The organism is Amnibacterium sp. CER49, assembly GCF_029846255.1.
Classification (GTDB): domain Bacteria; phylum Actinomycetota; class Actinomycetes; order Actinomycetales; family Microbacteriaceae; genus Amnibacterium.
Map to the genome: position 1 here is coordinate 479,624 of NZ_JARVWQ010000002.1, position 12,129 is coordinate 491,752.

The window sequence follows — 12,129 nt, forward strand, 5'->3', positions numbered from 1 at the left end:
GTCACCAGGTCGTCGGCAGGTCGGGTGAGCGCGTCCCGGACGGGATCACGCCGTTCGCCTGCAGCACCCGCGCCATCACGTCGCGGAACACGGGTGCGGCCGCCTGGGAGGTGTTCATCTTAGAAGGCGCGTTCAGATCGACGTAGACGACGTACCGCGGCGACTCCGCCGGGGCGACCCCGGCCACCGAGACGAGGTACTGCTTCGAGTAGCCGCCGTGGCCGTCGGACTCCTGCGCCGTGCCCGTCTTGATGCCGACCCGGTAGCCGGGGATCGCGACGTCCTTCGCGAGCCAGCCCTTCGTCGCGACGTCCTCGAGCATCGCGATCGAGCCCTTCGCCGCGGCCGGGGACACGATGCGCGTGCCCGCGGCCACGGGCGTGCGGTGCACCTGGCCGTCGGGCGTCGTGCAGGAGGACACGAGCCGCACGGGCAGCCGCACGCCGCCGTTCGCGAGCGTCGCGTAGGCGCTCGCCATCTGGACCGCGGTGGAGGTGAGGCCCTGGCCGAACATCGTCGCGATGCGGGTCTGGGGATCCCACCTCGACGGCCCCCCGCCGAGGTCGCCGCCCGCCTCCGCGCCGAAGCCGACCGAGGTCGGGGTGCCGAAGCCGAAGCGCTGCAGGTAGCGGTAGCGGACCTCGTCGTTCATCGCCGTCGCGAGCCGGCTGATGCCGGTGTTGCTCGACTGCACGAGCACGCCGGTCAGCGTGAGGTGCTCGGTGGGGTGCGTCTCGCTGTCGGCGATGTTCACGCCGGGCGGGGTCCAGCGGTACGGCGCGACCACCCGCGAGGCCGGCGTCGCGAGGCGCCGGTCGAGCAGCGCCGCGGCGGTGATGGTCTTCATCGTCGAGCCCGGCTCGTAGGGCGCGGTGAAGGCGCGGGAGCCGAGCGAGCCGCTGTCGGTCGACGCGGTGGCGTTCACGTCGTTCGGATCGACCGAGGGCCAGTCGGCGACCGCGAGCAGCCGCCCGGTCCGCACCTCCTCGACGACCACGGATCCCCACTTCGCCCCGGTCTGCTTGGCGCGGGCCGCGAGGGTCTGCTGGGCGAACCACTGCAGGTCGCGGTCGATCGTGAGGGTGACCTCGCCGCCCTGCGTCGCCGGCTTCGTGGTCACCGCGGTGCCGGGGATCGGGGTGCCGTCGAGGGCGCTCTCGTACTCGACGGTGCCGTCGGCGCCCTGCAGGCAGCGGTTCTCGCCGTACTCGATGCCCGCCTGCGCCTCGCCCGAGGAGCCGACGAAACCGACCAGGTTGCCGGCGACCGCGCCGTTCGGGTACACCCGCCGCTGCGACTCGTCGTAGTAGAGCCACGGCACCTGCAGCGCCTTCACCCGCGTCAGCGCCGCGAGCGGCACCGACTTCGCGAGCACCGCGTAGTCCGACGAGCGGTCCTTCGTGAGGGTCCGCTCGACGCCCGGCTCCGGGACGCCCAGAGCGGCGGCGATGCGCGCGGCGGCGGCGTGCACGGATCCGGCCTGCGCCGCGAGCCGCGGCGACGCGGAGACCGTGTAGACCGGGATCCCGCCGGCGAGCACGACCCCGTTCCGGTCGACGATCTCGCCGCGTGTGCCCGGCACCGTGCGCTCCTGGCTGCGGCGGTCCTTCGACTCGGCGCGGAGCGCGTCGGCGTGCACCACCTGCACGTCGACGAGGCGCCCGAGGAAGACCAGGGTCGCCACGACCACGAGCAGCAGCACGAGCACGGGCCGCAGGCCCCGCCGGCGCCTCGGCCCCGCAGGTATCGGTCGCGCAGGCATCGCGCCGACGGTACGCGAGGCCGGCGATCGCCCCGGGGCGACGCTCCGAGGTCGCCCGAGGCGGGCTAGCGGCCCGTCACGAGCGCGTTCGCCACCTCGCCGACGCCGACCGCGCTCCCCCGCGTCGCCGCGGTGCGCGAGCCGAGCACCCGCCCCGAGCCGAGCTCGAGGTAGGCGGGCGCGTCCTGCTGCACCATGCCGAGCGCCGTCGCGGCGGCGGCGAGGTGCTGCGGCGAGGCGAGCACCTGCAGCTGCTCGCGGCCCACCTGCTGCTGCCGCGCGAGCTGCACCGACCGGGTCGTGAGCGCGTCGATGCGGTAGGCGGCGTCCGCGGTGCCGATCGACAGCACGAGCTGCGCGGCGAGCACGCAGCCGACGCCGGCGACGAGGCTCCCGGCGAGCAGCACCTTCGCGCGGCCCACCCTCGGCGACGCGAGCGGCGACCGGGCGGGTGCGAGCGGCGACTCGAGCGGCGGCAGCGGCGCCGGCAGCAGCGCGGCCGCGGCCATCGATGCGGGCGTCGGCCTGCGGACAGGATCGAACGCGAATGCAGAGCTCATGAACAGTCCCCCAACTGTTGCTGGTACTCCAGCCGCTCCTAGCGGAGCGGTACTCCTCGGCCGCGCGGGTTCCCCCGAACCCGTTCGGCCGCCCGGAGCCGCACGGATGCGGCCCGGGGGTTCTGCTGCACCTCCGCGTCGCCCGCACCGGGTGCGCCCCGGGAGAGCATCGTGAAGGTGGGTGCCGCGTCCTCCGGCTCGACCGGCAGTCCCCGAGGGGCGGTCGAGACCGTGCGGGCGGTGATCGCCCGCTTGACGATGCGGTCCTCGAGCGAATGGTACGACAGCACGACGATCCGGCCGTGGAGCGACAGGCGGTCGAGCGCCGCGGGGATCGCGGCCTGGAGCACCTCCAGTTCGCGGTTCACCTCGATGCGGAGCGCCTGGAAGACCCGCTTCGCCGGATGGCCGTGGCCGCTCCTCGCGCGCATCGGCGTGAGCGGCTCGAGCACCGCCACGAGCTCGGCGGAGGTCGTGATCGGACGCGTGCGGCGGGCGGCGACGATGCCGGCGGCGTACCGCCGCGCCAGCTTCTCCTCGCCGTACGTCCAGAGGATGCGCGCGAGCTCGGCCTCGTCGGCGGTGTTCACCACGTCGGCGGCGGTGCGCTCCTCGTCGGGATCCATCCGCATGTCGAGCGGGGTGTCCCGCGAGTAGCTGAAGCCGCGGTCGTCGCGGTCGAGCTGCAGCGACGAGACGCCGAGGTCGAACAGCACGCCCTGCGCGAGCGGCAGCCCGAGCCCGTCGAGCACGTCGGGGATCTCGTCGTAGACGGCCCTCGCGGCTCGGAAGCGCTCGCCGAAGGGCTCGAGGCGCGCGCTCGCGAGCGCGAGGGCCTCGGGGTCGCGGTCGACGCCGACGACCGTGAGGCCGGGGAACTCGGTCAGCAGCGCCTCGCTGTGACCGCCGAGGCCGAGCGTGGCGTCGACGACGACGTCGCCCTCCGCCGACACGGCCGGCCGGAGCAGCTCGACGGTCTCCGGCAGGAGCACGGGCACGTGGAGGGCGGTCGTCATGTCGCGCCGGCCCCCGGCGTCCTTATCGGGCCGTGCCACCGGATCCCCATCCGTGTCCTCGTCCTGCCACCGGGGAAGTGTGTCAGGGCGGGCTCGACGTCCCCCCACCCCTCGACCTGCCGCCGGGGAAGTGGCGTCAGGGAGGAAGGGGCGAGGGCTCGTCACGGCTGGGAGTCGGGTGTCGCGGACCGTCAGAGGATCCCGGGGACCACCTCCCCCGAGGTCTCGGAGAACGCGTCCTCCTGCTCGGCGAGGTAGGTCTCCCACGCCTTCGCGTCCCAGATCTCGACCCGGTCGCCGACGCCGAGCACCGCGAGCTCGCGGTCGAGCCCGGCGTAGGCGCGGAGCGCGGGCGGGATCGTGACCCGGCGCTGCTTGTCGGGCGTCTCGTCGTGGGCGCCCGACAGGAACACGCGGAGGTAGTTGCGCGCATCGCGGCTCGTCACCGGGGCCTGGCGGATCCGCTCGTGCATCCTGCCGAACTCGGCGGCGCTGAACACGTACACGCAGCGCTCCTGCCCGCGGGTCATCACGACGCCCTCTGCGAGCTCGTCCGCGAACTTGGCCGGCAGGATGATCCGCCCTTTCTCGTCGAGTCGGGGCGCGTAGGTACCGAGGAACACGGCACCCCACCCCCTCCGAGTGCTGGTCTTAGCCCCACTTTACTCCACTGCGCTCCACCTCCTCCACCACAGAACGCTTCCGAGGGCTCCGACACGCGCGGATGTGCCGCGGAATGGGGGCACGACCACCTCCCCCGCGCACGCCGTCGACGCCTCCGACGCGCGGCCGGAGCGCGCGGGAACCGCCGAGGGACGCAGGGATCGCGGGGGCGGCGGTGCGCAGTGGAGGGATCGCGGGCCGGTGGAGCGCCGTGGAGGGCGTCCGCGGCCGCGGCGCCGCCCCAGGAACGACGAACGCCCCGTCGCCGGGGTCGGCGCGGGGCGTTCGGGAAGGAGGGGCGGGCGTCAGGCCCGGCGGCGGCGGTCCCAGCGAGCGGTGAGGCGGTCGAGCAGGGGGCTGCGGCGGCGGAGGACGCGCGGCATGCGGCGGCGAGGGTTGCCGACCGCGACGAGCACGCCCGCGAACATGACGGCGAAGCCGACGACCCCGACGATCCACGCCTGGAGGACGACGCCGAGGAGCAGCACCGCGACCCCCGCGAGGCCGAGCAGCACGCCACCGACGACGGCGGTGTAGTTCACGCCGGTGCGGACCCGGCCGACGCTCGCGACGAAATCGGCGTCGCCGTGGTACAGGCTGCGCTCCATCTCGTCGAGCAGTCGCTGCTCCTGCTCCGAAAGCGGCATCCGGACTCCCTCTCCACCGAATGTTGACGGGTCAGGCGACCGTCGCCCGGCCGAGTGTAGCCACGGGAGCCATGGCTAGGCTAGGCGGCGTGAGCGCCGGCGCCAGGCTCGTGGATCTCGTGCAATCCAGGATCGACGGGTTCCTCGACGAGCGCACTCCGATTCTCGCCGCGATCGGCGATGAGGCCGCCGTGTTCGACCGCTTCTCAAGGGACTTTCTGAGGATCGGCAAGCGCTATCGCGCCCGGTTCTGCTACTGGGGATGGCAGGCCGTGCAGGGCGGCGACCGGCTCGAGGATCCGCTCGGTACGGACCCCCGCCGCGACCTTCCGGCGGTGGTGTCCGCGGCCGCCGCGCTCGAGCTGTTCCACGCCGCGGCGCTCGTGCACGACGACCTCATCGACTCCTCCGACACGCGCCGCGGCATGCCCGCCGCGCACCGGCTGTTCGAGCGCGAGCACCGCGTGCGCGACCGGGTGGGCGACGCGGAGCGCTTCGGCCGCTCGTCGGCGGTGCTGCTCGGCGACCTGCTGCTCGTCTGGAGCGACGAGCTGTTCGCCGAAGCCCTCGACGAGCTCGCCGACGAGGGGGCGGGCCGCGCCGCCCGCGCCGAGTTCAACCGGATGCGCATCGACGTGACCGCGGGTCAGTACCTCGACATCGTCGCCGAGGCCGCGTGGCCCGAGGTGCCCGACGAGAAGGCCATCGCCTACGCCGAGCGGGTCATCACGTACAAGTCGGCGAAGTACTCGATCGAGGCGCCGCTCGCGATCGGGGCGTGCCTCGGCCGGGCCCGGCCCGACCAGCTCCACGCCCTCCGCGGCTTCGGCCTGCCGCTCGGCATCGCCTTCCAGCTGCGTGACGACCTGCTCGGCGTCTTCGGCGACAGCGAGGTCACCGGCAAGCCGGCGGGCGACGACCTCGTCGAGGGCAAGCGCACGGTGCTCATCGCCCTCGCGCGGCAGGGCCTGCCGATGTCGGCGCGGCGGACGGTCGACGAGCTGCTCGGCGACCCCGACCTCGACCCGGAGCAGGTCGCGGCGCTGCAGGAGACCATCCGCTCCTCGGGGGCGATCGAGGAGGTCGAGCGGATGATCACGGAGAACGTCGACCGCGCGCTCGACGCCCTCGACGGCGCCGACCTGACGCCCGACGCGCTGACCGCGCTGTCGGGGCTCGCCGAGTCGGTGAGCGTCCGCGTCGCTTGAGGCCCGGCTCTCCCCTCGGGCACCGATCCGGTCGAGCGGCCGACCCGCCGCGGATCCGGACCGGGTTGGCGGCGGGTCCGTGATCACGCCCGGGATCAGGCGGTGCGCCCGGGATCAGGCGGCAGAGGCCGGTGGTGCCTGAACGCGGGAGGGGGGCCTGAACGCGGGAAGCGTGCGCGGGCGCTAGAGCGCGAGCGCCTGCGCCACGCGGCGCACCTCGGCCTTGCGGCCGGCGCGCAGCGCGTCGATCGGCGCGGCGCCGAGGCTCTCCTCCTCGTTCAGCAGCCAGAAGACCGCGCTCTCGTCGTCGAAGCCGCTGTCGTTCAGCAGGATCGCGGTGCCGCGCAGCTCGGGCAGCGGCCCGTCGTCGCCGAGGAACGCCGCCGGGATCCGCAGCACGCCGTCCCGTCGCACGGCGAGCAGGTGCCGCTCCTCGATCAGCCGCCGGACGCGGCCCGGGGTGAGGCCGAGCCGCTCCGCGACGTCGGGGATCGGCAGCCAGTCGCGCTCGTCGCCGTTCGCCATGCCTCCAGGATGCCGCACCCGGCTGCCCCCCGAAGACGTGCGGGCACGAGGCGCACCTCCGCGCGAGGCGGTCCCCCGGTTCCGTCGTGCCCGTCGGTACCGTTCCTCCCACGCCTTCCCGGGGGGAGCAAGGCGGAGAGGGAACGATGAGCTCGACGCTGTCCACGGACGGACCGAAGTCGGAGCCGCAGGCGCGGGGGCGCCACGCGGCACCACGCGCGAAGCGGCGCCTGACGCCGCTCGGCGCCGTGCCCGGCACGATCCGGTCGCTCGCCCGCACGTTCGCCGGACCGGCGGGGCTCCCGGTCCCCCATGTCGCGCACGTGGCGGTCCAGGGCCCCGCTCCGTCCGAGAGCGGCGTCGCCGCTGCGTCGCCGGACCGGCTCGCGGGGGCGATCCGTGTCGTCGTCGGACCCGACGAGACCGTCGCCGACATCGCGGCCGCCCACGGCGTCTCGACCGCCGCGGTGCTCGCGCTGAACGGCCTCGGCTGGCGCACACCCGTCCGGGAGGGCGACGAGCTGCTCGTCCGCCCCGCCGCGCGGGCCGCGGACCCGGTCGCGCCCGTCGGCGTGCACGTGGTGCGCGAGGGCGAGACGCTCGACGACCTCGCCGCGCGCCACGGCGTCGCGGTCGCCGCGCTGCTGCTCGCGAACGGGCTGTCGCGCGGCGCGGCACTCCGGGCGGGCTCCGAGCTCGTCGTGCCGGCACCGAAGCGCCGCGCGAGCGGCCCCGTCGTGCTCGCGGGCGACATGCGCGCGAACGCCGCGGGCATCGTCGCCGCGGGCCGGCTGCTCGGCGCTCCGGACGACGCGGTCGTCGTCGCGCTCGCCGCGGCCATGCAGGACTCGTGCCTGCACAACCTCGACTTCGGCGAGGACGACGCGGTGGGCGTGCTGCAGCTGCGCCCGAGCGACGGCTGGGGCACCGAGGCCGAGCTCCTCGACCCGCGGAAGGCGGCGACCGCGTTCCTCCGCGGTCCGCGCTTCCCCGGCGGCGGGACGCGCGGCCTGCTCGAGCTGCCCGGCTGGGAGTTCCTCGCCGTCGGCGAGGTCGCGACCGCGGTGCTGCTGCGCGGCACCGCGACCGGCTACGGGCGCTGGGAGCGCAGCGCCCGCTCCTGGCTCGAGGACCTCGACCGGGGCCGTTGAGCCCGGTACCGGATCGGGCCAGTCCGCGGCACGCCGGGCGCGGCCCCCGGCAGGTGCGAGGGCCGTTCGTAGACTGCCCGGCGTGACCGCGGCGCCTCCCGATCCGATGGTCGGGCGCCTGCTCGACAGCCGGTACCAGATCCGCGCCCGCATCGCGCGAGGCGGCATGGCGACCGTGTACCTCGCCACCGATCTGCGCCTCGACCGTCGCGTCGCGGTGAAGATCATGCATCCGCACCTCGCCGACGACGCGAGCTTCCGCGACCGCTTCATCCAGGAGGCGCGCAGCGCGGCCCGCCTGGCGCACCCGAACGTCGTCAACGTCTTCGACCAGGGTCAGGACGCGGGGCTCGCGTACCTCGTCATGGAGTACCTGCAGGGCATCACCCTGCGGGACCTGCTCGGCGAGTACGGCCGGCTCACGCCGGAGCAGACGATCGACATCCTCGAGGCGGTGCTCGCGGGCCTCGTCGCGGCGCACAAGTCGGGCATCATCCACCGCGACCTGAAGCCCGAGAACGTGCTGCTCGCCGACGACGGCCGCATCAAGATCGGCGACTTCGGCCTCGCCCGCGCCGCGACGAGCCACACGGCGAGCGGGCAGGCGCTGCTCGGCACGATCGCGTACCTCTCCCCCGAGCTCGTCACCCGGGGCATCGCGGACACCCGCAGCGACGTCTACGCGGTCGGCATCATGATGTACGAGATGCTCGTCGGCGAGCAGCCCTTCAAGGGCGAGCAGCCGGTGCAGATCGCCTACCAGCACGCGAACGACTCGGTGCCCGCGCCGTCGCTGAAGAACCCGTCGGTGCCGCCGGCGCTCGACGACCTGACGCTCTGGGCCACCGCGCGCGACCCGGAGCAGCGGCCCCGCGACGCCCGCGCGATGCTCGACCACCTCTTCGAGCTGCAGCACGCGATGCGCGACGACCAGGCGCCGGCGCAGCGCACGAGCGTCCTGCCCTCCGCCGCGGCGACGCGCGTGCTCGAGCCGGCCGCGCCCCCGGCTCCGGTGCCGATGCGGCCCCGGGCGAGCGCACCGGTGCCCGTCGGCGCGGTCGCCCGCCTGCAGGCCGCGACGACGAAGGCGCACAAGCGCGGGGCGTGGGCGTTCGCGATCGTGCTGGTCGCGGGCCTCGTCGCCGCCTGCACGGGCTGGGCGCTCGGCGCCGCGGGCGCCCCGGCCGCCCGGGGCGCGAGCCTCACCGGCTTCACGACCACGGCGGGCCGCGTGCCGGCCGTGCGCGGGCTCAGCACGCCCGAGGCGCTGCGGGCGCTCCACGCCGCCGAGCTCGCGCTCGGCCCGGTGCTGCACCGGGCGGCCGGTGGCCCGGAGGGCTCGGCGCTCGCCGTGCTCGACGCGTCCGGGCACACGCTGCGCGCGGGCGCCACGCCGGCGCCCGGGGTGCGCGTCCGGCTCGTGGTCGCCGGCGGCCAGTAGCCGCTCGGTCCCGCCGGACTCAGCGGCTGCGCCGCTGCCCGAGCTCCTCGGCGACGAGGAAGGCGAGCTCGAGCGACTGCATGTGGTTCAGTCGCGGGTCGCAGAGCGATTCGTACCGGGTCGAGAGGGTCTCCTCGTCGATGTGCTCGGAACCGCCGAGGCACTCGGTCACGTCGTCGCCCGTGAGCTCGACGTGGATGCCACCCGGCCAGGTGCCGGCGTGCCGGTGCGCCTCGAAGAACCCGCGCACCTCGTCGACGACGTCGTCGAAGCGACGGGTCTTGTAGCCGGTCGGCGTGGTGATGCCGTTGCCGTGCATCGGGTCGGTGATCCAGAGCGGCGTCGACTCGAACCGCTGCGCGGCCTCGAGCAGCGGCGGCAGCGCGTCGCGGATGCGACCCGCGCCCATGCGCGTGATGAGCGTGAGCCGGCCGGGCTCGCGGTCCGGATCCACGAGGTCGACGAGCCGCTCGAGCTCGTCGGCCGTCATGGCCGGGCCGACCTTCACGCCGATCGGGTTGCGGATGCGGGAGACGAAGTCGAGGTGCGCGTGCCCGAGCTGCCGGGTGCGCTCGCCGATCCAGACGAAGTGCGCCGAGGTGTCGACGGGCGTGCCGTTGCGGGAGTCGATGCGGGTCATCGCCCGCTCGTACTCCATGAGCAGCGCCTCGTGGGCGGTGTAGAACTCGACGCGCTTCAGCTCGTCGAAGTCCGCGCCCGCCGCCTCCATGAACCGCACGGCCCGGTCGATCTCGCCGGCGAGGCCCTCGTAGCGCTGGTTCGCGGGGTTCGTCGCGAACCCCCTGTTCCAGCTGTGCACCTCGCGGAGGTCGGCGAAGCCGCCCTGCGTGAACGCCCGCACCAGGTTCAGCGTGGCCGCCGCCGTGTGGTAGCCGCGGACCAGGCGCTGCGGGTCGTGGGCGCGGGACGCGGCGGTGAACTCGTAGCCGTTCACCATGTCGCCGCGGTAGGCGGGCAGCGTCGTGCCGTCGCGGGTCTCGGTGTCGCTCGAGCGGGGCTTCGCGAACTGCCCCGCCATCCGGCCCATCTTCACCACCGGCACGGACGCGCCGTAGGTGAGCACGACCGCCATCTGCAGGATCGTCTTCACGCGGGAGCGGATCTGATCGGCGGTCGCGCCGGAGAAGGTCTCGGCGCAGTCGCCGCCCTGGAGCACGAACGCGCGCCCCGCGGCCGCGGCGGCGAGCCGCGCGCGCAGCTGGTCGATCTCGCCCGCGAAGACGAGCGGCGGCAGCGCGGCGATCTCGGCGGCGACCGCCTCGACGGCCCCGCCGTCGGGCCAGGTGGGCTGCTGGGCGACGGGCAGCGTGCGCCAGTGGTCGAGGCCGGCGAGGACCTCGGGACGCGCGGCGACGACGGGTTCGGTGGCGGACATCGTCGTTCACGCCGCCTTCGCCGGCGCGGCCTGCCGCAGCGTGCTCGCGTACACGTCGAGGTACTCCTGGCCCGAGAGGCGGGCGATCGCGACCATGATCTCGTCGGTGATCGACCGGAGGATGAAGCGGTCGGACTCGAGCCCGTCGAAGCGGGAGAAGTCGAGCGGCTCGCCGATGACGACGCCGATGCGGCGCACCTTCGGGATGCGGCGCCCGATGGGCATCGCCTTCTCGGTGTCGATCATCGCGACGGGGATCACCGGCACGTGACCCTCGAGGATCATGCGGGCGACGCCCGTTCGGCCGCGGAAGAGCTTGCCGTTCGGGCTGCGGGTGCCCTCGGGGTAGATGCCGAGCAGGTCGCCGCGGCGGAGCACCTGCAGCCCGGTCTGCAGCGACGCCTCGGACGCCTTCCCCCCGGAGCGGTCGATGGACAGCTGGCCGAGCGAGTTCATGAGCCAGCGGATCACGAAGCCGCGCAGGCCGCGGCCCGTGAAGTAGTCGCTCTTCGCGAGGAAGTAGACGGGACGCTTCACCGCGAGCGGCAGGAAGATCGAGTCGATCACCGACAGGTGGTTCGAGGCGAGGATCGCGGGACCCGAGTCGGGCACGTTCTCGAGCCCGGTCGCCCACGGCCGGAAGGTCGAGCGGATGTAGGGACCCGCGAACAGGTTCTTCAGCAGGAAGTACAGCACGCTTCGGACAGCCCTTTCGCCGGCCTGAAACGCTACCGGACGGCCGCGCCCACCGCGGACGCGTGCCTCAGGCGCGGGAGCGGTACTCGTGGATCGGGTCGCCGAAGTGGATGCGCGCGAGGTCGGCCGCCCCGACGGCGCCCGCGTCGTTCAGCATCTCGGCGACCGCGAACGAGGGCTCGGGGTGGTAGCCGCGCGCGGGCAGGTGCTCGAGGTACGCCGCCCGGATGGGGTCGAGCAGCTTGTCGCCCGAGCTCGCGACGCCGCCGCCGATCACGAAGAGCTGCGGGTCGAGCACCGCGGAGAGGCTCGCGGCGGCCTGCCCGAGCCACGAGCCGAGCTGCCGGAGGGCGGCGAGGGCGCCCGGGTCGTCGTCGTCGACGAGCGCGGCGATCGCGGCGCCGTCGAGGGTGCCGCCGGCGGCCGCCCGCGCCTCGGCGAGCGGCACACCGATGCCGCCGCCGTCGGCGATCGCGTTGGCCATCCGCAGCAGGGCCCGCCCGGATCCGTACTGCTCGATGCAGCCGCGCGCGCCGCAGCCGCACGGCAGCCCGTCGGGCACGACCCGGAGGTGGCCGAGCTCGCCCGCGACCCCGAACCCGCCGCGCAGCAGCCGGTCGTCGGCGACGACCGCGCCGCCGACGCCGGTGCCGCTCGTGATCATGACCATGTCGGAGACGAGCCGGCCCGCGCCGTAGCGGAACTCGGCCCAGCCCGCGGCGTTCGCGTCGTTCTCGATGATCACGGGCAGCGACAGGCGCGCCTCGAGGCGCTGGCGGAAGGGCTCGTTGCGCCAGCGGATGTTCGGGGCGTAGTAGACGATCGACTGGCCCGCGTCGATGAAGCCGGCGGCCGCGACGCCGACGGCCAGGGTGCGGCCGCCCGCGAGGTCCTGCACCATCTCGACGACGCTCGTCTCGAGGGCGCCGGGGTCGCCCGCGTCGGTCGCGACGCGGCGGGACTCGACGATCGTGCCGAGCTCGTCGACGAGGGCTCCGGCGATCTTCGTGCCTCCGATGTCGATGCCGATCGCCTGCACGGACCGGAGTCTAGGGTGCCCGCTA

11 protein-coding genes and 1 pseudogene are annotated in these 12,129 nt (G+C 74.5%); 3 read left to right on the plus strand and 9 right to left on the minus strand.

Annotated elements, in window-relative coordinates; translation table 11 throughout:
* Nucleotide 1: 1 nt before the first annotated feature.
* The 5 genes from QDR37_RS12210 to QDR37_RS12230 form a co-directional block, all read right to left on the minus strand.
* Nucleotides 2-1,762 (minus strand): penicillin-binding protein 2, encoded by a 1,761-nt coding sequence (locus QDR37_RS12210; RefSeq protein ID WP_279714050.1) that lies wholly within the window; start codon nucleotides 1,760-1,762, stop codon nucleotides 2-4.
* A 65-nt stretch (nucleotides 1,763-1,827) separates the two neighbouring features.
* Nucleotides 1,828-2,322 carry a hypothetical protein gene (locus QDR37_RS12215; RefSeq protein ID WP_279714051.1) on the minus strand — a complete coding sequence of 165 codons (495 nt, stop codon included), beginning with the start codon at nucleotides 2,320-2,322 and terminating at the stop codon, nucleotides 1,828-1,830.
* Nucleotides 2,323-2,360: 38 nt separating this feature from the next.
* Nucleotides 2,361-3,338 (minus strand): 16S rRNA (cytosine(1402)-N(4))-methyltransferase RsmH, encoded by a 978-nt coding sequence (rsmH, locus tag QDR37_RS12220; protein WP_279714867.1) that lies wholly within the window; start codon nucleotides 3,336-3,338, stop codon nucleotides 2,361-2,363.
* Between the two features lie 191 nt (nucleotides 3,339-3,529).
* Nucleotides 3,530-3,961 carry a division/cell wall cluster transcriptional repressor MraZ gene (gene mraZ / locus QDR37_RS12225; RefSeq protein ID WP_279714052.1) on the minus strand — a complete coding sequence of 144 codons (432 nt, stop codon included), beginning with the start codon at nucleotides 3,959-3,961 and terminating at the stop codon, nucleotides 3,530-3,532.
* 345 nt (nucleotides 3,962-4,306) lie between these two features.
* Nucleotides 4,307-4,648, minus strand: a complete 342-nt coding sequence (locus QDR37_RS12230; RefSeq protein ID WP_279714053.1) for a DUF3040 domain-containing protein — start codon at nucleotides 4,646-4,648, stop codon at nucleotides 4,307-4,309.
* An 89-nt stretch (nucleotides 4,649-4,737) separates the two neighbouring features.
* Between QDR37_RS12230 and QDR37_RS12235 the strand changes: the two genes are divergently transcribed.
* Nucleotides 4,738-5,856: a polyprenyl synthetase family protein gene (locus tag QDR37_RS12235; RefSeq protein WP_279714054.1), complete on the plus strand. Its 1,119-nt coding sequence runs from the start codon at nucleotides 4,738-4,740 to the stop codon at nucleotides 5,854-5,856.
* 183 nt (nucleotides 5,857-6,039) lie between these two features.
* Here the strand turns inward: QDR37_RS12235 and QDR37_RS12240 are convergent, their stop codons facing one another.
* A complete protein-coding gene (locus QDR37_RS12240; RefSeq protein ID WP_279714055.1) occupies nucleotides 6,040-6,381 on the minus strand; it encodes an Rv2175c family DNA-binding protein in 342 nt (113 codons plus the stop codon).
* Nucleotides 6,382-6,527: 146 nt separating this feature from the next.
* Between QDR37_RS12240 and QDR37_RS12245 the strand changes: the two genes are divergently transcribed.
* Both QDR37_RS12245 and QDR37_RS12250 read left to right on the plus strand, forming a co-directional pair.
* On the plus strand, nucleotides 6,528-7,532 hold the full coding sequence (locus tag QDR37_RS12245) for a LysM domain-containing protein (RefSeq protein ID WP_279714056.1): 1,005 nt from the start codon (nucleotides 6,528-6,530) through the stop codon (nucleotides 7,530-7,532).
* An 82-nt stretch (nucleotides 7,533-7,614) separates the two neighbouring features.
* Nucleotides 7,615-8,676, plus strand: a pseudogene (locus QDR37_RS12250) (protein kinase); the annotation flags it as partial.
* A 316-nt stretch (nucleotides 8,677-8,992) separates the two neighbouring features.
* Here QDR37_RS12250 and QDR37_RS12255 read toward each other — a convergent pair.
* The 3 genes from QDR37_RS12255 to QDR37_RS12265 form a co-directional block, all read right to left on the minus strand.
* On the minus strand, nucleotides 8,993-10,369 hold the full coding sequence (locus QDR37_RS12255; RefSeq protein WP_279714057.1) for a 3-deoxy-7-phosphoheptulonate synthase class II: 1,377 nt from the start codon (nucleotides 10,367-10,369) through the stop codon (nucleotides 8,993-8,995).
* A 6-nt stretch (nucleotides 10,370-10,375) separates the two neighbouring features.
* The gene (locus QDR37_RS12260; protein ID WP_279714058.1) at nucleotides 10,376-11,065 is read right to left on the minus strand and encodes a lysophospholipid acyltransferase family protein; all 690 of its coding nucleotides are present in this window, start codon (nucleotides 11,063-11,065) and stop codon (nucleotides 10,376-10,378) included.
* Between the two features lie 67 nt (nucleotides 11,066-11,132).
* Nucleotides 11,133-12,104: an ROK family protein gene (locus QDR37_RS12265; RefSeq protein ID WP_279714059.1), complete on the minus strand. Its 972-nt coding sequence runs from the start codon at nucleotides 12,102-12,104 to the stop codon at nucleotides 11,133-11,135.
* Nucleotides 12,105-12,129 lie beyond the last annotated feature (25 nt).